This window comes from Proteus columbae (genome assembly GCF_009914335.1).
Taxonomy (GTDB): Bacteria; Pseudomonadota; Gammaproteobacteria; order Enterobacterales; family Enterobacteriaceae; genus Proteus.
Genome location: NZ_CP043925.1, coordinates 175,503 through 201,983, shown reverse-complemented (window position 1 = coordinate 201,983; position 26,481 = coordinate 175,503). Strand labels below are relative to the sequence as shown.

Genomic DNA, 26,481 nt, shown 5'->3' with positions numbered 1-26,481 from the left:
AAATTAAATTATTAATAACCCTTAAGTGACAAGGATGGCATTTCCGTTAAAAACATCATTTTGGTTTTCTTATCTGGAACACATAACAAGAAATAAAAAATATGGATAAGAGTAACGACTTATAGAAGTAGAAGTAGAAGTAGAAGTAGAAGTAGAAGTAGAAGTAGAAGTAGAAGTAGAAGTAGATATGGTATAGCGGTTTTTAAAAAGTAAATCGTAGATACGAAAAAGCCTCGATATAATCGAGGCTTTTTCTTATTGGTCGGCGAGAGAGGATTCGAACCTCCGACCCACTGGTCCCAAACCAGTTGCGCTACCAGGCTGCGCTACTCGCCGTCTGCATCACTGCTCTTATCTTGTTTATTGGTGCGAAGGGGGGGACTTGAACCCCCACGTCCGTTAGAACACTAACACCTGAAGCTAGCGCGTCTACCAATTCCGCCACCCTCGCATAAACAATAACTAAGATAAGATGGGGTGGCTAATGGGACTCGAACCCACGACAACTGGAATCACAATCCAGGGCTCTACCAACTGAGCTATAGCCACCATAACAGCTATCTTATTACTTCTTACAACAACGCTCTTCACCGTAACTCTTAGCACGCTTTAATGGCGCGCCCGACAGGATTCGAACCTGAGACCTCTGCCTCCGGAGGGCAGCGCTCTATCCAGCTGAGCTACGGGCGCTTCACGCCGTTGCGGGAGAGGATAGTACGGATTTACGCTCTGTCTGTCTAGTGCTTTTTGAAAAAAAAAGTTTGTTTGACGATAGTTTGTGCATTTCGTCGATAAATGGAGCGTTTTTACACGCTAAACGCCCCATCAGTATAATAATTAAACAAGTAAGATGCTAGATAAAAGCATGAATAAATCGTTTAATCAGCCCCACCTAACAAAAAAGACGCTATTACTATTACAATTTATTGGAATAATAATACCCAACGAATTTTAGCAGCTTAAATTGACGCTTAATTCGACTTGGTTGTGATAACAAACGATATAACCACTCTAATCCAAGATTTTGCCATGCTTTTGGTGCTCTCTTAACATGACCCGTAAACACGTCATAAGTCCCACCAACACCCATATATAATGCATCAGGATAAATTTCACGACATGCACGAATAAACAACTCTTGCTTAGGTGATCCCATGGCTATAGTCACTATCTTCGCACCAGAGGCCTTTATACGCTCAAATAACGCCTCTCTATCTTGTGGTGTGAAGTAACCGTTCTGGCTACCCACAATGTTTACGTTCCACTGTGCTTTAAGCTTATCTTCGGTTTGCGAAAGAATTTCAGGTTTACCACCGACAAGAAAGACAGGTGTTCCCTCTTTACCTGCTCTTTCCATTAACGCTTCCCATAAATCCGCACCAGCAATACGAGAAACATTTGCATCAGGATATTTACGACGAATACCTCGCACAACACTGATACCATCTGCATAAAGATAATCAGCTTCATTGAGTAGCTCATTGAGTGCTGAGTCTGTTTCTGCTGTGAGAATTTTTTCTGCGTTAATGGCAATCAGAGAGCCACTTTTTATTTGTGCTCCTTCATAGAGATAATCCAGAAAATGAGCCATATCGCGAAATCCCCAGATATTATGTCCACGGATTGAATACTTCGGAATTGAATTGGATCCCATTACTTTTCCTTTTTCTCTAAACGAGGTTCACTTTGTAGTTGACGAGTCACGTAATTGCGTACCAATCCCGCACTTTCAAATAACCAATAAAGCAGTTTTGCAACCACTAAACATAAACCAAAAATTAAACAGAAGAACACAACACGAGAGACGAACGAATCGACCCCTTCTCGTGCTAAAACAATCATATTAAAAATCGCCCCAAAGCAAAAAGCTTGTAAGATAGCGGACTTATAGCGATTGCTCTCACTCAACCCTTGCTGGTATAGCCAATCAAACCATTTAATAATCAACCCGACTACGATGGCACCTAATGGGATAAAGACAACGCCACCCATCACAACCAACGAGCCAATTAAGGTTGGCGAAATAGCAAGACCCGCATGGTAATTAAGCACTTCCCACGTAAAGTAATTTGCAGAGTTCAGTACAACATCTGGGCGTTCAGGCCAAACCCAAGAAGGAATAAAAACATAAAAATCACGAATTATCGGAGCAAGTCCTTGGAACTCAATCTTGTCATAGTTATCAAGTAACAACGCTAAGTTTTCCCAAGGAGAGAACGTATCACGAGTAAGGTACAAGAAAGTATAGAATGCCTCGGCACCACTCACATCAAGACCATAGCGTTTTAATGCCAACCAGAACATTCCAACGATACTCATAACCCCTGCTGCAACCAGCATCCACAAGGTTATCCAGCCACGAACAATACCGATAAACAAAAACAGCGCAAAAGCGATGATGATATTCGCGCGCGTTCCACCCACGATAATGTAAGTTAAGATCCCAAAACCTACCGTCGCACAAAGGAAGAAAATCCAGCGTTGTTGCGTGGGTTTTAAGAAATAAACCACCAGCATTGCGGGAATAAAGAAATAGAAAAAGCGCTTAAGCGCGACACCTGACACTTGGCTTGAAAAAATTTGGCTATACGTTTTGAGCTTAAAGAGTAAAAAGCCATTTTGCAGAAAGAAAATTCCGACGGTTACAAATGCGATTAATGCCAATAAAATCCAAGTGAGGTTGGTTTCTACTCTATTCATGGTAAATAACGACCTAGAAGGGCCGCTAGCCGGTTTTCTCAACCTTACCTTATAAGTGACATAATAAATGGCATAGAAGCAGGTAGAAGCTAATAGCGCGTATAATAATGAATCAACCGATACAACTGCGACATCAAATTGGAATACCAACATACAAGTCAGTGGAAAACCAAAATAAAAGGTCAGCAGATAGAGCATTGAGAAAAAAACATTAAAATTAAAGCGAACTCGACGAAACTCTTGATAAGTCAGCAATAAAATAAAACTTAAAGAGATAAAATAAACAAGTGCTAAGCCACCCAGTTCCGCCAATGTCATTGCGGCTCTCCTGTACTCATCTCAATTAGCTCTTTCCATCCGTCCGTAAAATTAGGTGCAAAGAAGGCAATATTTTGGCGATCAAGCATCAGCAATTGACGTTTAGCCTCTTCAATTAGCGCAACATCTAATTTATCACCCGAGAAAAAAACAGGAACATTTTGCTCAGTTAAATCCTGCCAAAATGGGTTTTGACGACTAATAACAAAAGGGATCGCAAATTGAATAAGCAGACAAAGCGTGCCGATACCTTGTTGACGATGGAAAATAAAATAGCCTAAATCACATGTTTTCAATAACGTAAGATAATCATCAAATGCCAATTTATCACGTAATATTTCAACCTGATTATATGGAAGCAACTGGCTAGCTGCTTGGGTTACTTCATCAATATAAACGTGATTATTTTCAGGATATCCCATTGGAATAATCACTTTTGCGCGTGTTCCATATTGCTCTGCAATCGCCTGTAAAGCTTCAATATGACGATTCGATCTATCCCCTGAATTACCCACAATAATGGTGATTTTTTTTTCATCAATAGGCGCTTTTTCTGTTACCGTCAGCGCAGGATCCATTCTTGTTGGGAAATAGAGCAAACTGGCTGGAATATTAACGTTAAATTGCGCGAAGTAATTTAGATCACCTCGTGTACCAAATACTCGCCCCACACGCTTTTGAGCAAGTTTACGAAGAAGATAAAAGAGTCTAAATTTTAGCTGTTTAGAATCCTGATATAAATCAGCACCCCAAATATGCCACCAAAATTGATGACGTTTAATCTTGCCAGTCAATAATGCCAACCAAATAGGCGCATTAAACTGACCTAAAAAAAGGAATCGTTGGTGAGTATCGGCTTTTGCCAATGTAACCACTCTCTGTGCAACCTGCTTTTTATCAGCTAAACACTCAATATCTAAAGCTGGATAGCTTTCTTGCAGTGAAGTATTTTTACTGGCAACGATAAAACGAGGTTTATACGTTAACCCCGCCTCAGTCACGAGGTGGTCGTTAAAAAACCGTAACATTGTGTTGTTATGATGCACAATGTCTGAACCTAGTACGTAAATCAAAGTTGTCATTTGCGCCTGCAATAAATCACGAAAACAGAACTACAGAGAAGGAAGTAAATAATATACGTTGCCATATAGGCTTGAGCTGCACCCAGTGCGCCATGCTCAGGAATAAGCCAACGCGAAAATAGCGTTAATAAGGCAAACTGGCTTACTTCTGTAAGGATATAAAAACGTAGTGCCGCTTTTGCAATGACAAGATAGCCAAAGACATAGGCGCCTACTTTTAAAACATCACCGACAAGTTGCCATGCAAATAAATCACGCATAGCGACAAATTTATCTGAAAACAGTAACCAAATCGCAAAATCACGTAATAACCACACCATAAAGCTGGCAACAGCAACCGCAGGTAATACAAACTTCAGCGACTTTACTATCTCTTTAGTGATATCACTCTTTTGTGTTAATCGAGAGAGTGTTGGCAGTAAATAAACTGAGAAAGATGCCGTAATAAATTGTAAGTAAGCATCTGAAATGCTACTCACGCCTTGCCAAATCCCAACCTCATCCCAGCTATAATATTTAGCCAATAGATTACGCATCATGATATAAGCGACTGGGAGCGTAATAGAGGTCAAAATAGCCATAATAGTAAATTTGCCAAGATGGCTGGCAATCGCTTTATCCCAGTGAGGTTTCAGCTCACTCAACGCGAAGCGTTTACGCTTTACTACTAAAAATGTAGCAGGAAATAAAATAAGTGCAGGCACTAATGCTAGCCCAATTAATGCACCGTGATAACCCGCAAATAAATAGCATAAATAATAAGCAAAAACACCAATAATGCTACCTGCAATCACTGATAAGGCATTACCTGGCGCATCACGATAACCTTTTAATATGGCAAGAAAATAGTTGCTATATGCAATTCCCATTTGAATAAAAGCAACAGCTCTTACAATATCCTGATATTGATGATAATCATCACCAAATAACACTTGGCTAATGGGAGCAGAAAAAAGAAGAAATAAAATAGCTAATAGTGTGGAAAACAGCAAAATCATGGATGATGAAGTACCCAACACTTTTTTGCGTTGAATATCATCATCTTGATATTGTGCGATTAATTTCGTCACACCATTAAAAATACCCGCACCAGACAAGACGCCTAGTACGGTGATTAATTGACGAAAGTTACCCGCTAATCCGACTCCTGTTGGACCAAAAGAGACAGCAAGTAACTTAACGACAAGCAGACCAGCCCCGATTTTTATCAGGGTTGATCCGGCTGTCCAAATTGATGCTTTGGCTAATGACATAATTAAGCAAAAAAGTCGCGAATATGACCAATAACAGTCTGTTGCTCTTCTTCTGTCATGTTGTAGAACATAGGTAAACGCACTAAACGCTCACTTTCTTGCGTTGTGAAAATATCTTCACCGTCAAAGCGACCAAACTTCATACCTGCTGGGCTGGTATGTAATGATACATAGTGGAATACCGTTAAGACACCATGCTCTTTCATGTAGTCATTAAACGCGGTACGTTGCTCGATATCTTTCAGTTTGATATAGAACATATGTGCATTGTGTTCTAACCCTTCAGGAACGATTGGAAGCGCCAATAAGCCTTTTTCTGCTAATGGTGTCAATGCATCATAGTAAATCTGCCAAAATGCTAAACGACGCTCATTAATTTTTTCAGCTTCTTCAAGTTGAGCCCACAGATAAGCTGCTTGTAAGTCTGACATTAAATAGCTAGAACCAATATCTCGCCAAGTATATTTATCTACCTGACCACGGAAAAATTGGCTGCGGTTAGTGCCTTTTTCACGGATAACTTCTGCGCGATTGATTAACTCAGGATCGTTAATTAACGTTGCACCACCCTCACCACCTGATGAGTAGTTTTTAGTCTCATGGAAACTATAACAACCAATATGACCAATCGTGCCAAGCGCTTTGCCCTTGTAAGTTGACATGACACCTTGTGCAGCATCTTCAATCACGAATAGATTATGTCTTTTCGCAATCGCCATAATGGTATCCATTTCACACGCAACACCTGCGTAATGAACGGGCACTATCGCGCGCGTTTTATTTGTGATTGCTGCTTCAATTTTTGTTTCATCAATATTCATAGTATCTGGACGAATATCAACGAAAACAATCGTTGCGCCACGTAATACAAACGCATTAGAGGTCGAAACAAAGGTAAAACTTGGCATGATGACTTCATCGCCAGGCTTGATATCTAATAAGATGGCAGCCATTTCAAGCGATGCTGTACAAGAAGGCGTTAACAGCGTTTTATGACAATGAAATTGTTCTTCTAACCACTTTTCACATTTCTTTGTGAAATTGCCATCACCACAGAGCTTGCCACTTTCCATAGCCTGTTTCATATATTCTAATTCTGTGCCGACAACGGGTGGTTTATTAAACGGAATCATATTATCCCCTGTATAACCAATAAGTGGTGCTCTCTATTAAGCCCCCACTGTGTGTGTATAAACGCGAAGCTGCAATATTGCTGATCTGTGTTGCAACATATAAGGTTGAAATACTTTGTTGTTGACACCAAAACTTCGCGACCGACATCAGTTGTTTACCAATGCCTTGCCCTATTCTGTTGGGCATTACTGCGAGTAATCCCACTCTTGCTTCACTTTCAGATATTTGACGTAAAGTGACAAAACCACTCACGTTATTTTCAGCATCATAAGTCAGTAAACAGATATCATCGAACGTACCTAACACTGCTTTTTTAACCCATAATGCATAAAAACGACTGCTATCGCCTTCTTGATACCAAGGTGTTCTAAAACGACTTTGTACAAAAGCTTCTGAAGCCGTTGCCATCAATAAATCGATATCATCTTCATTGGCTTTTCTAAAACAATATTCCGTCGCTTTCTTACAAGCATTTTCTGTGCCAATTGAAAGCTTAAAATCAATTTCACCTTCCGCAAATTGAAAACCTAATTGGCTGAGTTTATCGATGAGAGAAAGCTCATGAGATGCGACTTTAGCTTGAACCACAGCAAAAGCGTCAAGTTGTTCGTCTGTTAACACGGGCGCTTGTGTATCAAACTCAAGGCGCCCTGTTTTGAGGGAGAAATACTCGCTTTCCCACTCAAGATAATTAATATTGGCGAGGACGGACATGTAATAAATCCAATAGATAGCGGCCATAACCTGTTTTAGACAGTGATTTTGCGCTTTCTCTTACTTGGTCATCACTGAGCCAACCATTGCGCCAAGCAATCTCTTCAAGACACGCCACTTTAAATCCTTGACGTTTTTCAACGGTTTGAACAAAAGTACTGGCTTCAATTAAACTATCGTGAGTTCCGGTATCTAACCACGCAAAACCACGTCCCAGTAGTTCAACGTTAAGCTCACCACATTCAAGATACATCTGATTAATCGACGTAATTTCTAATTCACCACGAATCGAAGGTTTGACTCGTTTGGCAAAATCAACCACACGGTTATCGTAGAAATAAAGCCCTGTCACCGCCCAATTAGACTTAGGTTGTTCTGGCTTCTCTTCAATGGATAACACTTTGAAATCATCGTCAAATTCAACGACACCAAATCGCTCAGGATCCATCACTTGATAACCAAACACGGTTGCGCCACGTTCACGTTGTGCAACTTGTTTCAATTTTGGACTAAACCCTTGACCAAAATAGATATTATCGCCTAAAACTAAACAGCAATGGTCATCACCAATAAATTCCTCGCCCAAAATAAAGGCTTGGGCCAAGCCATCAGGAGATGGCTGAATTTTATATTGAAGACGAACACCAAATGCAGAACCATCACCCAATAAGCGCTGAAATGAGGTCATATCATCTGGTGTTGTGATGATCAAAATATCTCGAATGCCAGCAAGCATCAGAACTGAAAGCGGATAATAGATCATGGGCTTATCATAGATAGGCAATAACTGCTTCGATACCCCTTTGGTTATCGGATGCAGTCGTGTACCAGAACCACCCGCTAAAATAATACCTTTCATCATTTATCCTTCTTTACTTAATCAGTTCCCAAGCCCTAGACGTTCACCTGCATAAGAGCCATCAAGCACACGTTTCCACCAAGTTTCGTTATTTAAATACCACAACACGGTTTTACGAATGCCTGATTCAAATGTCTCTTCTGGTTTCCAACCTAATTCAGCTTCAATTTTCGCTGCATCAATGGCGTAGCGCAGATCATGACCCGGTCTGTCTTTCACATACGTGATTAAATCAACATATTGAGCAACGCCTGCGGGTTTGTTCGGGTATAGCTCTTCAAGTAATGCACAAATTGTTTTCACAACATCAATATTACGACGCTCATTATGACCGCCAATATTGTAGGTTTTACCCGGTGTTGCCGTTGTTGCGACTAAATAGAGCGCACGAGCATGATCTTCAACATAGAGCCAATCACGGATCTGTTCACCTTTACCATAAACAGGTAATGGTTTTCCTGAAATCGCATTTAAGATAATTAATGGGATTAATTTTTCAGGAAAATGGTAAGGACCATAGTTATTTGAGCAATTGGTAATTACAGTTGGTAAGCCATAAGTTCGTAACCAAGCACGCACTAAGTGGTCACTTGAGGCCTTAGAAGCAGAATATGGGCTACTTGGTGCATAAGGCGTTGTTTCAGTGAAGAAGTCGTCTGTGCCTTCTAAATCGCCATACACTTCATCGGTTGAGATATGGTGGAAACGAAATGCCGTTTTCTTTTCTTGTGGTAAAACTTGCCAAAAGTGGCGAGCTGCTTCCAATAAGGTGTAAGTGCCAACAATATTGGTTTCAATAAACGCAGCAGGACCATCAATAGAGCGGTCAACATGGCTTTCTGCCGCCAAGTGCATCACAACATCTGGCTGATATTGAGCAAATAAGCGGTCAAGCTCGGCTCTATCACAGATATCGACTTGCTCAAAAGCATAACGTTCACTGTCGGCTACAGTTGCTAATGACTCTAAATTACCGGCATAAGTTAGTTTATCCACCACAACAACACTGTCATTGGTGTTTTCAATAATATGTCGAACAACAGCAGAGCCAATAAAACCGGCTCCGCCTGTCACTAGAATGCGTTTCAACGCCATACTCCTTTAGTATCTACAATCCATTTTTGAGTGATTTTACTACCAGGGATCGCCTTAAATTGTTGGTGATCAACTAACATTAAGACAATATCAGCGTCTTTCAGAGCTTGTTCTGTTGATACTAACTCTGTGATCCCTTTCAGTTTTGTTGGTAATTCATGAATATTAGGTTCAACCGCCAACGTAGTACCACTGTGCCAATCAGCAACTTGTTTAGTGATATTCATCGCTGGGCTTTCACGTAAGTCATCGATATTAGGCTTAAAGGCTAAACCAAAGCAGGCAATTTTAATTTCGTTTGCACGTTTACCTGTTTCAGTAAGGCAATCTGCAACAGCGGCTTTAACTTGGTCGATAACCCACACAGGTTTGCCATCATTGACTAAACGCGCAGTGTGAATTAAACGGGATTGTTTTGGATTTTGTGACACGATAAACCAAGGGTCAACAGCGATACAGTGTCCGCCAACGCCTGGACCTGGTTGTAAAATATTGACGCGAGGATGGCGGTTCGCCAAGCTAATTAGCTCCCACACATTAATATCTTGGTCAGCGCAGATCAGTGATAATTCATTAGCAAACGCAATATTAACATCACGGAAGCTATTTTCAGTCAGCTTACACATTTCTGCGGTACGTGCATTGGTGATAACACATTCACCTTCAAGGAAAATTTTGTACAATTCACTCGCACGTTCTGAAGATTTACGGTTCATCCCACCGACAACACGGTCATTGCGGATAAGTTCAATCATCACTTGACCCGGTAATACACGCTCAGGGCAGTAAGCAACATCGATATCAGCATCTTCACCTTGTTGATGAGGGAAAGTTAAATCTGGGCGAGCTTCTGCTAACCACTCTGCCATTTTTTCAGTAGAACCAACTGGTGAGGTTGATTCTAGAATAATAAGATCACCTTTCTTCAGTACAGGTGCGATAGAGCGGGCAGCTGCTTCAACATAAGCCAAATCAGGCTCATGCTCACCTTTAAATGGTGTAGGTACAGCAATAAGGTAAGCATCTGCTGGCTGTGGCGTGGTATAGGCTTTTAAATGACCTTCTTCAACCGCTTGTTTAACGACTTTATCAAGATCAGGCTCAACAATGTGAATTTGACCTTTATTAATCGTATCAACTGCATGCTGATTAACATCAACACCGATGACGCTTTTTTTACGAGAGGCAAAAGCTGCCGCTGTAGGTAAACCAATGTAGCCGAGGCCGATAACAGAAATAGTTTCAAAACTCATAATGTCACCTGATTTTTTTTCAATGCTTCAAGAATACGTTGGCAGGCATGACCATCACCGTAAGGGTTTGTCGCCTTACTCATTTGGTGATACGCGTTTTCGTCTGTCAATAAAGAGGTTACTTCGCTAACAATACGTTTAGTATCTGTTCCGACTAAACGAACAGAGCCCGCTTCAACAGCTTCTGGGCGTTCTGTTGTGTCTCGCATTACAAGAACAGGCTTACCTAATGAAGGAGCTTCTTCTTGAATTCCACCAGAGTCGGTCAAAATAAGGTAAGCATGGTTCATTAAATAAACGAATGGGAGATAATCTTGTGGCTGGATCAGCTTAATATTATCAATACCATGAAGGATCCGTTGAACAGGCTCACTCACATTAGGATTTAAGTGAACAGGATAAACAACTTCTACATCAGGGTGTGCTAATGCAATTTCAGCTAAAGCTTGGCAGATACGTTCAAAACCACCACCAAAGCTTTCTCGACGATGTCCTGTTACCAAGATCATTTTCTTATCAGGCTGAATAAATGGATAGTTTACAGCAAGCTCATTTAAGAGTGTTTGATTGCCCATCACTCTGTCACTTACCCAAAACAACGCATCAATTACCGTATTCCCTGTGACAAAAATATTTTTATCCGCAACCGCTTCTCGTACCAAATTTAATTTTGCAGTTTCTGTTGGTGCGAAATGATACATTGCAAGATGACCTGCAATAGTACGGTTTGCCTCTTCAGGCCAAGGGGAGTAAAGATTGCCAGTACGTAGCCCAGCCTCCACATGACCAACGGGAATTCGTTGATAAAATGCGGCTAAACTTGCTGCCATGGTCGTTGTTGTATCACCATGTACCAAAACAACATCAGGTTGAAATGACGCTAATACCGGTTTTAACCCTTCTAAAATACGACAGGTAATATCCGTTAAATCTTGTCCTGGTTTCATAATATTGAGATCGTAATCTGGTTTGATCTCAAAAAGATTTAATACCTGATCAAGCATTTCTCGATGTTGGGCCGTAACACATACCTTCGCTTCAAACGAATCATCATTTGCTAAAGCGTGCACTAAAGGTGCCATTTTTATCGCTTCAGGGCGTGTGCCAAAAACAGTCAACACTTTCACAGTGGCTCTCTTTTTTTTCATTGTTATATCGCTTATTTTTGGGAAAGCAATATGCCCTTATTCTCAATACATCAAGTGCCGAAACACCTGATGTCTCGTTATTGTCATCAATGACAAAATTTAATTATTATTTTTTTAATGAACTGCGTCTTACTAATGCAACACCTGCACCCGCTAAAATACCAATAGCGCCCCAAAGTACCATCATAAAGGCACGGCGAGGACTATCACGTTTCACAGGATCTTCAGGGGTACGTAGAAAACGGTAAGTTTGGAAACTATCTTGTAATTTGGCGCCCACAGCAAGGGTCGCTAACATTGCCGTATTTTGATCATAATCACTATCAAAATCAGCACCTGTTGCTACTAAAGTTTCTAGCTGTGATTGCAACAGAGGGACACCCAACAAAAACAGTTTAGAATCTGGTAACTCATCAATCGCAATCGAGGTTTGTTTTTGAGAAATGCCTTGTTTCTCAGCCACTTTGATTGATTGCTCTAATAAGTTAATTTGGCGTTGATACGCAGATTGAGCCGCCATTTCTTGACGTTTAACTAGCGCTTTCATTGATTGAGTTCTAGTTGCCCAAGCTGTTATCACTTCATCATTAAGATGGGTAGCTGCTCTCTTATTAGCAAAAGCAATATACTCATTTAATAATTGGCTCGCTTCTTTTGATGTTTCCGCAATAAGTTTTAGTTGATCATTGACTAATTTTTTCTCATCGGCAGGCGTAAATTGAATATTGTTAATTAACTCATCCAATAACGCAGCATTAGCCTGTTCATCACTCTCTTTGCGCTGTTTGAAATAATCCGTTTGCAACCAAAATTCACGACGTGTATCAAACGCCGCGATTTGAGTAATAAACTCTTGATAAGCTTCATCTGAAATAGTTAAAGCTGAGGTTTGTGCAGCAGGATTAATCTGTGTATCAAGATTGCGCAAAAACTGAGATTGCGAATAATAACTGCCTAAGTTATTAATCGTTGGTTTCTCTGTCATTGCAATTGCACTCCATTTAGGTTGCATCAAATAAGATGCACCGAGTGCAATCACTGCAAAAAGCAGAGCGAACCCTATAATCCAGCTTTTTCCTGACCAAAGTGCACAAAAAAGACCTCGAATATCGAGTTCATTATCTGGCTGTTCACCCTGTCGGGAGGCGTTATTTTCCGAGTTCATCACGTTAAAAAACCTCTGCTTATATTAATGCTGTTGTGTTGCTCTACGTAAGCGGCGCTTATGTCGTTTAATAAAACGAGCGACTCGCCACGCGCGTTTAATACAATAACCATACATAACAAATGCAAGCAAGAATAATGCCAACATAAACCATTCAGGTACAAATGATAGGTTTTGACCGATAATACCAATCGCGGCTAATAAAGCTGCAGCCAACGTAATTAAAATAAAGGCTTGGCGAGAGGTAAACCCTGCACGCATAATCAAGTGGTGGATATGTTGACGGTCTGGTGAGAAAGGGCTCATCCCTTTGCGTAAACGACGGTACATAATTGCCACCATATCCATAAGAGGAATAGCAATTATCCATAGTGCGGTTACCGCTTTAACAGGGCGAGGTTGAGCTTGTGTTGATGCGACCAATAACCAAATAATGGTAAATCCAATCAATGTACTTCCCGCATCTCCCATAAAGACTTTGAATTTTTTACCGCAAAACCCTAAGTTTAAAAGGATATAAGGTAAAATTGCCGCGATAAATGAGAAGCACCAGAATGCAAGAGCTGAATTGCCACTTTGATATAATAAAATACCAAGCGCGCCAAAAGAGACACAAGAAAGACCACCTAATAACCCATCAATACCATCAACCATATTAAAGGCATTGATTGCTGCCCAAACAGCGAAAAGTGTAACAATATAGCCGAAAGGCCCTAAATGCATTTCCCAAGGACCAAAAGCATGACCCAGTGTGTCGAGTTTTAACCCTGCACCCACCATCATCACGATCCCAACAAAAGCTTGAATTGTAGCTCTAATTTTGACACTAATATCAAAGCGATCATCTAAAGCGCCAATAAAAACAAGAAGTCCCGCACAAGCCAGATACAATTCCTTATGAGGAATATAGATATCTGCAATATAAAATGCGAAAACAATACCAAAATAGACTGATATTCCGCCAACTAAGGGGATCAATCCATGATGTTTTTTACGATAATTCGGTTTATCCACGAGTCCAATTTTCTTTGCAATTTTACGAGCCAAAAATAAAAAAGCGAAAGAAAATAAGAACACATAAAAAACGCTTGTGCTCATTTTTAGTATATCCACAGTACTTGTTCTCTATAATAAATATAGCTGGTTATTTTACGCTTCCATGTGTTTTTATTCTTTTTTCCAGCTTCACCACGACGAGTTCATTCAAAACCCACCACCCTTCATCAATTATAAGTTTTCCTTAACTATTTTTATTGATGCCATCGCTATTTTTATCAATTACCAAAACATGCAATATATATACCAACATCTCGCTAAAATATTGCAATCTAAAATTGAATTACATTCATAAAAAACAAAAAAACGCCACAACTATTGTGGCGTTTTCATCATATCGTCATTCTTACAAAGTAAATGAGCTTAACAGCATATAAATTGAGGTGATATTACTTATTCTGTAACAGAGCACACTATTTTAATATTTTATATCCTATTCTCAGCTCAATCACTTTGCTAATACCCTTTATGAACGTTTCATAAAGTCGAAGAATTCTTCATTTGTCTTAGTCATTGCTAACTTGTTAATGAGGAATTCCATTGCGTCAATTTCACCCATTGGATGAATAATTTTACGCAGGATCCACATTTTTTGTAGCTCATCTTGAGACGTCAGTAACTCTTCTTTACGTGTACCAGAACGATTGTAATCAATCGCAGGGAAAACACGTTTCTCAGCAATTTTACGAGACAGGTGTAATTCCATATTACCTGTACCCTTAAATTCTTCGTAGATAACTTCGTCCATCTTAGAACCCGTATCGACTAATGCTGTTGCAATGATAGTCAAGCTACCACCTTCTTCAACATTACGAGCTGCACCGAAGAAACGTTTAGGACGATGTAATGCGTTTGCATCCACACCACCTGTTAACACTTTACCTGATGAAGGAACAACTGTGTTATAAGCACGCGCTAAACGTGTGATGGAGTCTAACAGGATGATAACGTCTTTTTTATGCTCAACTAAACGCTTCGCTTTTTCAATCACCATTTCTGCAACTTGTACGTGGCGAGAAGCTGGCTCGTCAAAGGTTGAAGCAATAACTTCCCCTTTTACTAAGCGTTGCATTTCTGTCACTTCTTCTGGACGTTCATCAATCAGAAGTACCATTAATACGCAATCTGGGTAGTTATGAGCAATATTTGCTGCAATGTTTTGCAGCAACATGGTTTTACCTGCTTTTGGTGGAGCAACGATAAGACCACGTTGACCACGGCCAATTGGTGCCGCTAAGTCAAGAACACGCGCGGTTAAGTCTTCTGTTGAACCATTACCACGTTCCATGCGTAAACGATTATTAGCATGTAAAGGTGTTAAGTTTTCAAAGAGGATTTTACTGCGGGCATTTTCTGGTTTATCAAAGTTAACTTCATTAACTTTTAGGAGGGCAAAATAGCGTTCACCTTCTTTAGGAGGACGAATTTTCCCTGCGATGGTGTCACCAGTGCGAAGGTTAAAACGGCGAATTTGACTTGGAGAAACGTAGATATCATCGGGACCAGCAAGGTAGGAACTGTCTGCGGAACGTAGGAAGCCGAAGCCATCCTGCAATATTTCCAGCACACCGTCACCGAAAATATCTTCTCCACTTTTCGCGTGTTGCTTCAAGATAGAGAAAATAATGTCTTGCTTTCTCATTCGAGCCAGATTCTCTAGCCCCATATTTTCGCCAAGTGCTATCAGTTCTGATACCGGCGTATTTTTTAATTCGGTAAGATTCATAATGGTGGGTTCTTAATAACTCGGGGTAACTCTCGAACTATGAACGTGAATAGTATAACAGCGAATCGCTGTCAGTTTCGTCATGTGTAAAATTACAGATTATAACTTTCTAACATAAGGGTATAACTAAAATGATAATGTTAGAGAGTGTTAATACTATTAGACCAGTCTGCTTTATCCCAGAAAAGTGACATTCATTTTCGCGATGTATGAGTGTACTTTCAACTTATGGGTTAGGAACATACTTTGGAAAAATTTATATTCCCTGAATACTATAGATTATTCTAAGGCAACTTGACTGGTTAGATGAATTCAGATTACTTATATTAAATATCATATTAGATTAAATATCATATCATGTTATTCAATTCTATTACTTTGCACGCTTGATATTCAATATCTCAGACTTATTTAATCATGTCTAATCATATTGACAAGTAGATCCGATATATTATGTAAGTAAGTGGCGCTAACTTATCATGCTTCGAAGCGGACGTCTAGCTGTCAATAACAGAAATACTGACAAGGTCTAAACGTCCTACTTTTATTTTTGATATCTAAATCAAATTAGATATTTTCGTCTAAAAACTCTTTCAGTTGAGTTTTTGACAATGCGCCTACTTTAGTCGCAGCAACTGCACCGTTTTTGAATAAAATCAGTGTAGGAATACCGCGAATACCGTATTTTGGTGCTGTCAGCGGGTTTTGATCGATGTTTAGCTTAGCAACTGTTAATTTACCAGCGTATTCTGTTGCAACTTCATCTAGAATAGGAGCAATCATTTTACATGGGCCACACCATTCAGCCCAGAAATCAACGAGCACAGGGCCGGTTGCATTTAATACATCAGCATCGAATTTGCTGTCAGATAAGTGAAGGATTTTATCGCTCATTGTTCTACTCCAAAGAATAATATTGACCGTACCAGTGTAACATTAAATAACAAAAGTCTGTCTGCATTTCAGCGGATAAACTTTTGTAATGCAACCCATAACTGATATTCTATTACATTATGAGCAAAACATATTTGACAGAAAAGAAGTTTTCCGACTTCGCCTTGCATCCAAAAGTGATAGAAGCCCTTGAGAAAAAAGGGTTCTCTAATTGTACACAAATTCAGGCATTGACGTTACCTATCACTGTGAAAGGTCAAGACATTGCCGGGCAAGCCCAAACAGGAACAGGCAAAACGTTGGCGTTTTTAACCTCAACGTTTCATTATCTTTTAACACACCCTGCTAAAGAAGGGCATGAAACCAATCAACCTCGTGCACTTATTATGGCGCCAACACGTGAATTAGCCGTGCAGATTTATTCTGATGCTAAAGAGCTTGCGCAAAATACAGGGATTAAAATGGGTCTCGCCTATGGTGGCGATGGCTATGACGAACAACTCAAAGTATTAAGTAATGGTGTCGATATTGTTATTGGCACAACAGGTCGTTTAATTGATTACGTTAAACAAGGCCATATTAACCTTAGCGCAATCCAAGTTGTGGTACTTGATGAAGCTGACAGAATGTACGATCTCGGCTTTATTAAAGATATTCGTTGGATTTTCCGTCGTATGCCAGTTGCGGCTGAGCGTATGAATATGCTGTTTTCTGCAACGCTTTCTTACCGCGTCAGAGAACTGGCTTTTGAGCAGATGAATAACCCTGAATATGTTGAAGTTGAACCTGAACAAAAAACAGGTTTTAGCATAAAAGAAGAACTCTTTTATCCTTCAAATGAAGAGAAAATGCGTCTTCTTCAAACATTAATTGAAGAAGAATGGCCAGATCGCTGTATCATTTTCGCCAATACAAAACATCGTTGTGATGACATTTGGGCACACCTTGCCGCAGATGGACACCGCGTGGGTTTATTAACAGGTGATGTTCCTCAGAAAAAGCGTCTACGCATTTTAGAAGATTTTACCCAAGGTAATATTGATATTCTGGTTGCCACTGACGTTGCTGCTAGAGGTCTTCATATTCCATCAGTAACGCATGTTTTTAACTATGATTTACCTGATGATTGTGAAGATTATGTTCATCGTATTGGTAGAACAGGGCGTGCTGGAAATAGTGGTAACTCAATCAGCCTTGCATGTGAAGAATATGCACTGAATTTACCAGCAATTGAGACTTATATTCAACATGCTATTCCTGTGAGTAAATATAATAGTGATGCGTTATTAGCTGATCTTCCTGAGCCTAAACGCCGTCACCGTCCTCGCCAAGGTCAGCCTCGTCGCAATAATGCGCCAGTGCGAAATAATAGAGGAAATAATACTCAACGTAACAACCGAAATAAACGCCCGAGTCATCCATAAATTATGCTGAAATCCTCATCACTTTATGCTGCTATTGATTTAGGTTCTAACAGTTTTCATATGTTAGTCGTTCGAGAAATCGCGGGCTCTATACAAGTTCTTTCCCGCGTGAAACGTAAAGTTCGACTCGCTGCTGGCCTAAACAGTGAAAATGAATTGTCAGAGCAGGCAATGGAACGCGGTTGGCAATGTTTACGACTTTTTTCTGAATATCTACGTGATATTCCGACTGAACAAATCAGAGTCGTAGCAACAGCCACATTACGTATTGCTAAAAATGCAGATATTTTTGTCGCAAAAGCATCTGAAATATTGGGCAATACTGTTCATGTTATTAGTGGTGAGGAAGAAGCACGCCTTATCTATCGTGGCGTTGCACATACCACTGGTGGTGCAGAGCAACGTTTAGTTGTCGATATTGGTGGTGGCAGCACAGAGTTGGTTACAGGTACTGGCGCTAAAACGACACAATTAATGAGCTTAAGTATGGGCTGTGTAACTTGGTTAGAGCGCTATTTTACTGATCGCTCTTTAACTCAAGAAAATTTTGCTAAAGCACAAGACGCAGCCAAAGCGATACTCGCCCCAGTGGCGGATAAATTAATTGAGCAAGGCTGGCAAGTGTGTGTGGGCGCCTCTGGTACTGTACAGGCGTTGCAAGAGATCATGATTGCTCAAGGTATGGATGAATTAATCACCTTACCTAAGCTTGAGCGGCTCAAACACAAAGCCATTGAATGTGGAAAACTGGAAGAATTGGAAATTGAAGGGCTTACTTTTGAACGAGCCTTAGTGTTTCCGAGTGGGCTTGCTATCTTAATCGCCATATTTGAAACACTGCATATCGACAATATGATCTTAGCAGGTGGTGCATTACGAGAAGGCTTAGTCTATGGAATGTTGCATCTTCCTATTGAGCAAGACATTCGCCAACGTACTCTTCGTAATGTCCAACGTCGGTTTCAGATTGATATTGAGCAAGCACACCGAGTTCAACAACTTGCAGAACACTTTTTTATCCAAGTCAGCAAGAGTTGGCAGTTAGATAATCGTTGCCGTGAGTTGCTTAATAGCGCTAGTGCATTACATGAAATTGGCCTAAGTGTTGATTTCCGCCAAGCACCTTCACATGCAAGCTATCTGATCTCTCATCTTGATTTACCAGGATATACACCGGCGCAACGACGTTTATTAGCTTCTTTGCTAAAAAACCAAACAGGGATCATCGATCTTGCACCTCTTAATCATCAAAATGCCCTACCGATAACTCAAGCCAATCGACTGGTGCGTTTACTGCGATTAGCCATCATTTTTGCTAGCCGTCGCCGTGATGATACGCTTCCTGCATTACGATTACGCACTGAAGATGAAAAGCTCATTATTACACTGCCATATCAATGGCTTAATGAGCATCCGTTACGTGCTGAAAATCTCCAAGAAGAGATCCAACTTCAGAGTTATGTCCATTGGTCTTTAATGATTGAAGAACAAAATAGCTCTCGTATAAGTTAACTTTTTTATTTATACAAAAATAAAACCCCTTGGACATCAATATGCCAAGGGGTTAGTTTTATCGACAACTCTCTATGCTATTCAGGTTTATGCCTTGCCAACATAGCTCTTAATCCTGCAACACCTTTTTGCCCTTTCTCTTGTTTTTCCTCAGCACTTAACACTTTCTTTTTATTGGTATCCCAATTCAAATCATCTTGAGGTAATTCATAAAGAAAACGGCTCGGTTCAGGTTTGATTAATTCACCGTATTGGCGCCTTTCCTTACATAACGTAAACGTGAGGGTTTTTTGTGCTCGAGTAATGCCCACATAAGCAAGACGTCTTTCTTCGTCTACATTATCTTCATCAATACTGCTTTGGTGTGGCAATATGCCCTCTTCCATCCCCACTAAAAACACATGAGGGAACTCAAGACCTTTAGAGGCATGTAATGTCATTAACTGAACTTGATCTAACTCTTCTTCTGTTTCTCCTCGCTCCATCATATCGCGCAAGGTAAAACGATTAACGACTTGAGAAAGCGTCATCGGTTCATGCAATTCATCACCTTCAAGCATTTCACTCATCCATAAAAATAGCTGATTAATATTTTTCATCCTCATTTCAGCCGCTTTTGCGCTACTTGAGGTTTCATATAACCAACTTTCATAATCCATTTCATGCAATAAATCACGTACAGCTAACAGTGGTTCGCGCTCTGATTTTTGTACTATACGCGACATCCATTGCGAAAATGCTTGTAATGAATTCAAACCTCGACCTGTTAATGTTTGGCTTAGCCCCAAATCAAAACAGGCATTGTATAAGCTTTTATCTCGAACTTTTGCCCACTCACCTAATTTTTGAATTGTCATAGGGCCGATTTCACGACGAGGCTTATTCACAATACGTAAAAATGCCGCATCATCATCAGGATTAGTAATGACTCGTAAATAGGCAAGGATATCTTTTATCTCTTCTCGTGAAAAAAAGGAGGTTTCACCCGAAATACGATAAGGAATGCGATTTTGCATCAAGTATTTTTCAAAAATACGAGACTGGTGATTACCACGATAAAGTATCGCGTAATCCTTATAATTGGTTTTATTAATAAAGTGATGCGCAATTAATTCACCCGCGACACGCTCCGCTTCGTGCTCTTCATTATTTGCCGTTAAAACACGAAGTTCATCACCATAACCTAACTCTGAAAATAAGCGTTTTTCGAAAACATGGGGATTATTTTCAATCAAGATATTGGCAGATTTTAAAATACGCCCCGAAGATCGATAATTTTGCTCGAGTTTAATGACATTAAGTTGAGGGAAATCTTTTTGTAACAACACTAAATTTTGAGGACGAGCCCCACGCCATGAATAAATGGATTGGTCATCATCACCCACAACGGTAAAACGCGCTCGTTCACCCACCAACCATTTCACTAATTCATATTGGCTGGTATTGGTGTCTTGATATTCATCCACCAGCAAATAACGGATGCGTCTTTGCCAGCGCTCTCTCACTTCTTCATTCGTGCGCAATAACATAGTTGGTCGACTAATTAAGTCATCAAAATCGAGCACATTACAACTACGCAGATGTTGTTCATAACGTCGAAAACATTCGGCAAAAGTATGATCTTGTTGCGATTTCGCTATTCCTATTGCTTGCTCTGGCGTGAGCATGTCATTTTTCCAGTTAGAGATTTGGCTCTTTAACTGAGACAGCAAATCTTTATCTTCTTCTAATAAATCAGCCGTTAATTCTTTAAGTAATGCAGATTGGTCTTGATCATCAAACAATGAAAATTTAGCTTTAATACCTAGTTCTTTATATTCACGTTTAATAATTTCTAATCCCAAGGTATGAAACGTTGAGATCATTAATCCTTTCGCTTCTTGGCGACCTAAGGTTTGAGCAACACGCTCTTTCATTTCACGTGCGGCTTTATTAGTAAAAGTTACCGCCGCAATCTGCTTTGCTGGGTATTGGCATTGACGAATAAGATGTGCAATTTTATTGGTAATAACCCGTGTCTTACCCGATCCCGCACCAGCCAAGACCAAACAAGGGCCTGACACATATTCTACTGCTTTTTGCTGACCGGGATTTAATCGCATACTTTTTCCAAACTTCATTAACCAAGAACATAACGGGGGATAATTGTAGCAGAAAGTGCATAGAAAGATGGTTCGGTTTTTTGAACTTCATTTTATCTAAGTAAAACGAAGTTTAACCTTGTTTAATAAAGTTTTACTCTGTATGATATTTAAACAAATAAGGAGGTATATTATGAGTATAAAAAGCGAATTAATAGCCACTAAAATTGATGTTGAACTCAAAGAGGCTTTTGTTGCAATAGCTCGAAATAAACACAGACCTGCCTCTCAAATTTTAAGAGATCTCATTCGAGTTTATGTGGAAAGTAATCAAACCCAACCAAATGAAAAAACATTAAAAACTTTTGCAAAAACAGATAAAGGTGATGATGTTTTTTATGCCAAAGATGCCAATGATTTATTCAAAAAATTGGATATCTAAATGCGAAAAATTAGCTATTCAGGGCAATTCAAAAAAGATTTAAAACTCGCAGAAAAACGTGGGAAGGATATCAATAAACTAAAAGATATTATGCTGCTATTAATGCAAGGAGGGCGACTACCAATTCAATTGAAAGACCATCCATTAACCGGGAATTGGAAACCTCGTCGAGATCTTCATATTGAACCTGATTGGCTACTTATTTATAAAATAGAAGATGATACAGTCCATTTTGAAAGAACTGGTTCACATTCTGATTTATTTAAATAAAAACCGCATATCAAATTGATAGATATGTGGTTTTTATCTTTTTAAAAATATTTAGTACTTATTTTTCTAAGCTATTTGCGAGAGAAGAAGGCGGCAAAGGAGGTTATCCCAAGGAGCACACATTAGTATGTGGCTTGGGTAACCGAGTGTAGCCAACGCACTTATCGCGTAAAGGGCGACGAAAAAATAAGTATGTGACTTAAGTAACCGAGCATAGCCAACGCAATTATCACGTAAAGAGCGATGAAAAATCGGAAAATTAGTTACCGACAGCAATCTTCTTCATATCCGTCATATACCCGCGCAAGGTTTTACCTACGGCTTCAATTGGGTGCTGACGAATTGCTTCATTGATATCACGCAATTGCGCATTATCTGTTCCATTATCTTGAACTTTCTTCGCTAAATCGCCACTTTGCAATGTTGTCATAAACTCTTTCAACATCGGCACAACCGCAAATGAGAACAGATAGTTGCCATATTCTGCAGTATCAGAGATAACCACATTCATTTCATACAAACGCTTACGAGCGATGGTATTAGCGATTAATGGTAACTCATGCAGTGATTCATAATAAGCTGACTCTGCAAAGATCCCTGCTTCAATCATGGTATCAAACGCTAATTCAACTCCAGCTTTAACCATTGCAACCATTAATACACCGTGATCAAAGTACTCTTGCTCACTGATTTTACCCTCATATTCAGGGTAATTTTCAAATGCGCTTGCTCCAGTCTCTTCACGCCATGTCAGCAAATTTTTATCATCATTTGCCCAATCTGCCATCATAGTTTCAGAGAATTTACCTGAAATGATATCATCCATATGTTTCGCAAACAGTGGAGCCATGATCTCTTTCAGTTGCTCGGATAATGCATATGCACGCATTTTCGCAGGGTTAGATAATCTGTCCATCATTAAGGTGATACCACCTTGTTTCAGTGCTTCTGTAATGGTTTCCCAACCAAACTGAATCAACTTACCTGCATAGCCTGGTTCAACACCATCGGCAACCATTTTGTCATAACATAACAATGAGCCTGCTTGTAACATACCGCACAGAATGGTTTGCTCACCCATTAAGTCAGATTTTACTTCAGCAACGAAAGAAGATTCTAAAACACCAGCGCGATGACCACCTGTTGCCGCTGCCCATGCTTTAGCAATAGCCATTCCTTCGCCTTTCGCATCATTTTCAGGGTGAACAGCAATCAGTGTTGGAACACCAAAACCACGCTTATATTCTTCGCGAACTTCTGTACCTGGGCATTTTGGTGCAACCATCACAACAGTGATGTCATCACGAATTTTTTCGCCAACTTCAACGATATTAAAACCATGAGAATAGCCTAATGCTGCACCTGATTTCATCAGTGGTTGAACAGCTTGAACAACAGCAGAGTGCTGTTTGTCTGGCGTTAAGTTAACCACTAAATCTGCCTGAGGGATCAACGCTTCATAGGTGCCAACTTCAAAGCCGTTTTCGGTCGCGCGACGCCATGATGCACGTTTCTCATCAATCGCTTCTTGGCGTAAGGCATACGCAATATTCAAACCTGAATCACGCATATTTAAACCTTGGTTAAGACCTTGAGCGCCACAACCAACGATAACGACTTTTTTGCCTTTCAGGTAATTTGCTTCATCAGCAAATTCTTCGCGTGACATAAAGCGACATTTACCTAATTGCGACAACTGCTGACGCAGATTCAATGTATTAAAATAATTTGCCATAGAAGACTCCAAAATCGTTGTGTATGTGTTTGCTGTTATTATCCTCACTCTCAGTGAGGTGTTGCATGACTTTACTATATGGGATGAAAGCCATTGCTTAAATTGATATATTTACAAGATAGTGTTGCAAAAAATGCAACGTACTTTTTTATCACAATGGGTGGCTGACAATGGATATTCGTGATCTCAAACTCTTCCTGCATTTAGCTGAAAGTTGCCACTTCACCAAGACAGCGCAGGCAATGCACGTCAGCCCTTCAACGCTCTCTCGTCAAATTCAACGCCTTGAAGAAAGCTTAGGTCATCCTCTGTTTTTACGTGATAACAGACAAGTGACTCTCACCGATGCTGGCGAGCAGTTAAAACGCTATGCTCAACAAACCTTATTGCAATATAAGCAACTTAAGCACACATTAAATCAAAATAGCCCAAGCCTTTCTGGCGAATTACGCCTATTTTGTTCTGTAACAGCGGCTTACAGCCATTTACCCCCTATTCTTGATCGCTTTCGTGCTGAACACCCATTAGTTGAAATAAAACTCACCACAGGAGATGCAGCTGATGCAGTCGATAAAGTGCAATCTGATGAGGCCGATTTAGGTATTGCAGGAAAACCTGAAAAGCTTCCTGAAAATATCTGCTTTGAAAAAATAGGCGAAATTCCATTAGTACTGATTGCGCCCGCTCTGCCTTGTAATGTTCGTCATCTTGCAACACAAGAGAAACCCGATTGGCTCAATATTCCATTTATCATTCCTGAACATGGCCCATCTCGACAACGAATTGCATTATGGTTTAAACGCCATCGTATCCATAATCCCTTAATTTATGCGACTGTTTCAGGGCATGAAGCGATTGTCTCAATGGTTGCGTTAGGTTGTGGTATCGCGCTTATTCCACAGGTCGTCGTTGATAATTGTCCCGAGCCTGTGCGTAATCGCATCTCTTTATTGGATAATATTTCAATGGTAGAACCTTTCGAATTAGGCGTTTGCGGATCACACAAACGCCTTCAAGAGCCTGTGATCAGTGCTTTTTGGCGATTACTCCACGACTAAGCTTGTCGTTTGTGGTGACAGAAATAGCTGAAAAGAAGGATTTCCTGTCTCATCATGATATTCATAGCCTAATGCATCTAAATGTCGCTCGAAACGCCCTTCTGTTTCGGGCAATTCAAATGCCACCAGCACTCGACCATAATCAGTACCATGACTGCGATAATGGAATAGTGTGATATTCCAATAAGTGCCTAACGTTTTTAAAAACTTCATTAAAGCACCCGATGATTCTGGAAACTCGAAACTAAATAGACGCTCTTTAAGCGGCTTATTAGGACGACCACCGACCATATAACGCACATGCAGTTTTGCCATTTCATCATCAGATAAATCAGCGACTTGATAACCTGCAACCGTCAGCTCACGTAAAATTTCTTTACGCTCTTGCAGCCCTTGACTTAAACGTACGCCCACGAAAATACGTGCATTTTCAGGATCAGCATCGCTATAACGATAATTAAATTCAGTGACCACACGTTGACCTAGGATTTGGCAAAAACGTAAAAAACTGCCTTTTTGCTCAGGAATAGTCACAGCGAATAGCGCTTCACGTTTTTCGCCTAGTTCACAGCGTTCAGAAACATAACGTAAGCCATGAAAATTCACATTTGCACCAGAAAGTACATGCGCTAGACGCTCTCCTTTGATCTGGTGCTCTTCTACGTATTTTTTAAGCCCTGCTAATGCCAATGCGCCCGAAGGCTCTGCAATCGCACGCACATCTTCAAATAAATCTTTTACAGCAGCGCAAATTTCATCACTATCAACAGTAATCACATCATCGACATACTTCTGGCATAAACGAAAAGTTTCATCACCAATACGCTTAACGGCAACACCTTCTGCAAATAAGCCTACGCGAGCTAATTCAACAGGGTGTCCTGCCTTTAATGCTGCTTTTAAACATGCTGCATCTTCTGCTTCAACGCCGATAATTTTAATTTCTGGCATAAGCTGTTTGATTAATACAGCCACTCCAGCAATTAAACCTCCACCACCTACAGGTACGAAAATACGATCAAGATGAACATCTTGTTGCAATAATTCCATTGCTAATGTTGCCTGCCCTGCAATCACAGCGGGGTGATCAAAAGGCGGAACAAAGGTGTATCCCATCTCTTCAGATAGTGCGATAGCTTTCGCTTTTGCTTCATCAAAGTTGGCACCATAAAGCAATGCTTCTCCACCAAATTGGCGAACCGCATCGACTTTGATATCCGCTGTTGCCACTGGCATCACGATTAATGCCTTTACACCCATTCGATTCGCTGACAACGCAACGCCTTGAGCGTGGTTACCCGCCGAAGCAGTTACAACGCCTTTCGCTTTTTGTTCAGGAGTCAACCCTGCAATCATGGTGTAAGCACCACGTAATTTAAAACTATGAACAGGTTGTCTATCTTCACGCTTAACTAAAATCGTATTTTCTAAGCGTTCAGAGATTTTTGTCATCTCTTGAAGTGGCGTGACAATTGCCGCTTCATAAACAGGTGCGCTCAGCGTCGCTTTTAAATATTCAGCGCTACTTGGCGCTGAATTTAAAGGTCTAAAGGCAGCCATTT

General features: G+C 40.2%; 22 protein-coding genes and 4 tRNA genes. 5 read left to right on the top strand and 21 right to left on the bottom strand.

Annotated features, from left to right (window positions below):
- Nucleotides 1–259 precede the first annotated feature (259 nt).
- The 18 genes from F1325_RS01025 to trxA all read right to left on the bottom strand — a co-directional run bounded on the left by F1325_RS01025 (nt 260) and on the right by trxA (nt 16,397).
- A tRNA-Pro gene (locus F1325_RS01025) sits at nt 260–336 on the bottom strand.
- A 28-nt stretch (nt 337–364) separates the two neighbouring features.
- A tRNA-Leu gene (locus tag F1325_RS01020) sits at nt 365–451 on the bottom strand.
- 22 nt (nt 452–473) lie between these two features.
- Nucleotides 474–549, bottom strand: a tRNA-His gene (locus F1325_RS01015).
- Nucleotides 550–613: 64 nt separating this feature from the next.
- Nucleotides 614–690 (bottom strand) — tRNA-Arg (locus F1325_RS01010).
- Between the two features lie 226 nt (nt 691–916).
- A complete protein-coding gene (wecG, locus tag F1325_RS01005; RefSeq protein WP_099076342.1) occupies nt 917–1,654 on the bottom strand; it encodes a lipopolysaccharide N-acetylmannosaminouronosyltransferase in 738 nt (245 codons plus the stop codon).
- A complete protein-coding gene (gene wzyE / locus F1325_RS01000; protein WP_109372734.1) occupies nt 1,654–3,018 on the bottom strand; it encodes an ECA oligosaccharide polymerase in 1,365 nt (454 codons plus the stop codon). The genes wecG and wzyE overlap by 1 nt, the downstream gene beginning before the upstream one ends.
- Nucleotides 3,015–4,100 carry a TDP-N-acetylfucosamine:lipid II N-acetylfucosaminyltransferase gene (locus F1325_RS00995; RefSeq protein WP_109372735.1) on the bottom strand — a complete coding sequence of 362 codons (1,086 nt, stop codon included), beginning with the start codon at nt 4,098–4,100 and terminating at the stop codon, nt 3,015–3,017. Before F1325_RS00995 ends, wzyE begins: the two co-directional genes overlap by 4 nt.
- Nucleotides 4,097–5,353 (bottom strand): lipid III flippase WzxE, encoded by a 1,257-nt coding sequence (wzxE, locus tag F1325_RS00990; RefSeq protein ID WP_109372736.1) that lies wholly within the window; start codon nt 5,351–5,353, stop codon nt 4,097–4,099. The genes F1325_RS00995 and wzxE overlap by 4 nt, the downstream gene beginning before the upstream one ends.
- Before the next feature lie 2 nt (nt 5,354–5,355).
- On the bottom strand, nt 5,356–6,486 hold the full coding sequence (gene rffA, locus F1325_RS00985) for a dTDP-4-amino-4,6-dideoxygalactose transaminase (RefSeq protein WP_109372737.1): 1,131 nt from the start codon (nt 6,484–6,486) through the stop codon (nt 5,356–5,358).
- A 1-nt stretch (nt 6,487) separates the two neighbouring features.
- Nucleotides 6,488–7,201, bottom strand: a complete 714-nt coding sequence (gene rffC / locus F1325_RS00980; protein ID WP_109372738.1) for a dTDP-4-amino-4,6-dideoxy-D-galactose acyltransferase — start codon at nt 7,199–7,201, stop codon at nt 6,488–6,490.
- Complete coding sequence (gene rfbA / locus F1325_RS00975) at nt 7,179–8,060, bottom strand: glucose-1-phosphate thymidylyltransferase RfbA (RefSeq protein ID WP_109372739.1); 882 nt, start codon at nt 8,058–8,060, stop codon at nt 7,179–7,181. Before rfbA ends, rffC begins: the two co-directional genes overlap by 23 nt.
- Nucleotides 8,061–8,081: 21 nt before the next feature.
- Nucleotides 8,082–9,149 carry a dTDP-glucose 4,6-dehydratase gene (gene rffG / locus F1325_RS00970; protein WP_109372763.1) on the bottom strand — a complete coding sequence of 356 codons (1,068 nt, stop codon included), beginning with the start codon at nt 9,147–9,149 and terminating at the stop codon, nt 8,082–8,084.
- The gene (gene wecC, locus F1325_RS00965) at nt 9,146–10,408 is read right to left on the bottom strand and encodes a UDP-N-acetyl-D-mannosamine dehydrogenase (protein ID WP_109372740.1); all 1,263 of its coding nucleotides are present in this window, start codon (nt 10,406–10,408) and stop codon (nt 9,146–9,148) included. The genes rffG and wecC overlap by 4 nt, the downstream gene beginning before the upstream one ends.
- On the bottom strand, nt 10,405–11,535 hold the full coding sequence (gene wecB, locus F1325_RS00960; RefSeq protein WP_069369918.1) for a non-hydrolyzing UDP-N-acetylglucosamine 2-epimerase: 1,131 nt from the start codon (nt 11,533–11,535) through the stop codon (nt 10,405–10,407). Before wecB ends, wecC begins: the two co-directional genes overlap by 4 nt.
- A 127-nt stretch (nt 11,536–11,662) precedes the next feature.
- Entirely contained in the window at nt 11,663–12,721 is a 1,059-nt protein-coding gene (gene wzzE / locus F1325_RS00955; RefSeq protein ID WP_109372741.1) for an ECA polysaccharide chain length modulation protein, read from the bottom strand.
- Between the two features lie 24 nt (nt 12,722–12,745).
- The gene (gene wecA / locus F1325_RS00950; protein ID WP_109372742.1) at nt 12,746–13,834 is read right to left on the bottom strand and encodes a UDP-N-acetylglucosamine--undecaprenyl-phosphate N-acetylglucosaminephosphotransferase; all 1,089 of its coding nucleotides are present in this window, start codon (nt 13,832–13,834) and stop codon (nt 12,746–12,748) included.
- A gap of 409 nt (nt 13,835–14,243) precedes the next feature.
- Complete coding sequence (gene rho, locus F1325_RS00945; protein WP_023583649.1) at nt 14,244–15,503, bottom strand: transcription termination factor Rho; 1,260 nt, start codon at nt 15,501–15,503, stop codon at nt 14,244–14,246.
- Nucleotides 15,504–16,070: 567 nt separating this feature from the next.
- The gene (trxA, locus tag F1325_RS00940; RefSeq protein WP_006535838.1) at nt 16,071–16,397 is read right to left on the bottom strand and encodes a thioredoxin TrxA; all 327 of its coding nucleotides are present in this window, start codon (nt 16,395–16,397) and stop codon (nt 16,071–16,073) included.
- A gap of 119 nt (nt 16,398–16,516) precedes the next feature.
- Here trxA and rhlB point away from each other — a divergent pair, with 119 nt between their 5' ends.
- Complete coding sequence (rhlB, locus tag F1325_RS00935) at nt 16,517–17,821, top strand: ATP-dependent RNA helicase RhlB (protein WP_160229885.1); 1,305 nt, start codon at nt 16,517–16,519, stop codon at nt 17,819–17,821.
- A 3-nt stretch (nt 17,822–17,824) separates the two neighbouring features.
- Nucleotides 17,825–19,333: a guanosine-5'-triphosphate,3'-diphosphate diphosphatase gene (gene gppA / locus F1325_RS00930; protein WP_109372744.1), complete on the top strand. Its 1,509-nt coding sequence runs from the start codon at nt 17,825–17,827 to the stop codon at nt 19,331–19,333.
- A 77-nt stretch (nt 19,334–19,410) separates the two neighbouring features.
- Here the strand turns inward: gppA and rep are convergent, their stop codons facing one another.
- The gene (gene rep, locus F1325_RS00925; protein WP_160229884.1) at nt 19,411–21,435 is read right to left on the bottom strand and encodes a DNA helicase Rep; all 2,025 of its coding nucleotides are present in this window, start codon (nt 21,433–21,435) and stop codon (nt 19,411–19,413) included.
- A 172-nt stretch (nt 21,436–21,607) separates the two neighbouring features.
- Between rep and F1325_RS00920 the strand changes: the two genes are divergently transcribed.
- Both F1325_RS00920 and F1325_RS00915 read left to right on the top strand, forming a co-directional pair.
- Nucleotides 21,608–21,856 carry a hypothetical protein gene (locus tag F1325_RS00920; protein ID WP_036914743.1) on the top strand — a complete coding sequence of 83 codons (249 nt, stop codon included), beginning with the start codon at nt 21,608–21,610 and terminating at the stop codon, nt 21,854–21,856.
- Nucleotides 21,857–22,126 carry a type II toxin-antitoxin system YafQ family toxin gene (locus F1325_RS00915; protein WP_109372746.1) on the top strand — a complete coding sequence of 90 codons (270 nt, stop codon included), beginning with the start codon at nt 21,857–21,859 and terminating at the stop codon, nt 22,124–22,126.
- 259 nt (nt 22,127–22,385) lie between these two features.
- On the opposite strand, the gene ilvC is transcribed toward F1325_RS00915, so the two are convergent.
- Nucleotides 22,386–23,861 carry a ketol-acid reductoisomerase gene (ilvC, locus tag F1325_RS00910; RefSeq protein WP_109372748.1) on the bottom strand — a complete coding sequence of 492 codons (1,476 nt, stop codon included), beginning with the start codon at nt 23,859–23,861 and terminating at the stop codon, nt 22,386–22,388.
- Between the two features lie 170 nt (nt 23,862–24,031).
- Between ilvC and ilvY the strand changes: the two genes are divergently transcribed.
- Nucleotides 24,032–24,919, top strand: a complete 888-nt coding sequence (gene ilvY, locus F1325_RS00905; RefSeq protein ID WP_109372749.1) for an HTH-type transcriptional activator IlvY — start codon at nt 24,032–24,034, stop codon at nt 24,917–24,919.
- Here ilvY and ilvA read toward each other — a convergent pair.
- On the bottom strand, nt 24,905–26,479 hold the full coding sequence (gene ilvA / locus F1325_RS00900; RefSeq protein ID WP_109372750.1) for a threonine ammonia-lyase, biosynthetic: 1,575 nt from the start codon (nt 26,477–26,479) through the stop codon (nt 24,905–24,907). The two genes, ilvY and ilvA, sit on opposite strands and share 15 nt — an antisense overlap.
- Nucleotides 26,480–26,481: the final 2 nt, after the last annotated feature.

Bases quoted from the DNA above. Each gene is read 5' to 3' on its own strand.
- rffA (WP_109372737.1), bottom strand. From the start codon at position 6,486: ATGATTCCGTTTAATAAACCACCCGTTGTCGGCACAGAATTAGAATAT.
- rffC (WP_109372738.1), bottom strand. From the start codon at position 7,201: ATGTCCGTCCTCGCCAATATTAATTATCTTGAGTGGGAAAGCGAGTAT.
- rfbA (WP_109372739.1), bottom strand. From the start codon at position 8,060: ATGAAAGGTATTATTTTAGCGGGTGGTTCTGGTACACGACTGCATCCG.
- ilvY (WP_109372749.1), top strand. From the start codon at position 24,032: ATGGATATTCGTGATCTCAAACTCTTCCTGCATTTAGCTGAAAGTTGC.
- wzxE (WP_109372736.1), bottom strand. From the start codon at position 5,353: ATGTCATTAGCCAAAGCATCAATTTGGACAGCCGGATCAACCCTGATA.
- F1325_RS00915 (WP_109372746.1), top strand. From the start codon at position 21,857: ATGCGAAAAATTAGCTATTCAGGGCAATTCAAAAAAGATTTAAAACTC.
- ilvA (WP_109372750.1), bottom strand. From the start codon at position 26,479: ATGGCTGCCTTTAGACCTTTAAATTCAGCGCCAAGTAGCGCTGAATAT.
- wzzE (WP_109372741.1), bottom strand. From the start codon at position 12,721: ATGAACTCGGAAAATAACGCCTCCCGACAGGGTGAACAGCCAGATAAT.
- wzyE (WP_109372734.1), bottom strand. From the start codon at position 3,018: ATGACATTGGCGGAACTGGGTGGCTTAGCACTTGTTTATTTTATCTCT.
- wecC (WP_109372740.1), bottom strand. From the start codon at position 10,408: ATGAGTTTTGAAACTATTTCTGTTATCGGCCTCGGCTACATTGGTTTA.
- ilvC (WP_109372748.1), bottom strand. From the start codon at position 23,861: ATGGCAAATTATTTTAATACATTGAATCTGCGTCAGCAGTTGTCGCAA.
- trxA (WP_006535838.1), bottom strand. From the start codon at position 16,397: ATGAGCGATAAAATCCTTCACTTATCTGACAGCAAATTCGATGCTGAT.
- F1325_RS00920 (WP_036914743.1), top strand. From the start codon at position 21,608: ATGAGTATAAAAAGCGAATTAATAGCCACTAAAATTGATGTTGAACTC.
- gppA (WP_109372744.1), top strand. From the start codon at position 17,825: ATGCTGAAATCCTCATCACTTTATGCTGCTATTGATTTAGGTTCTAAC.
- wecG (WP_099076342.1), bottom strand. From the start codon at position 1,654: ATGGGATCCAATTCAATTCCGAAGTATTCAATCCGTGGACATAATATC.
- rep (WP_160229884.1), bottom strand. From the start codon at position 21,435: ATGCGATTAAATCCCGGTCAGCAAAAAGCAGTAGAATATGTGTCAGGC.
- F1325_RS00995 (WP_109372735.1), bottom strand. From the start codon at position 4,100: ATGACAACTTTGATTTACGTACTAGGTTCAGACATTGTGCATCATAAC.
- rho (WP_023583649.1), bottom strand. From the start codon at position 15,503: ATGAATCTTACCGAATTAAAAAATACGCCGGTATCAGAACTGATAGCA.
- rhlB (WP_160229885.1), top strand. From the start codon at position 16,517: ATGAGCAAAACATATTTGACAGAAAAGAAGTTTTCCGACTTCGCCTTG.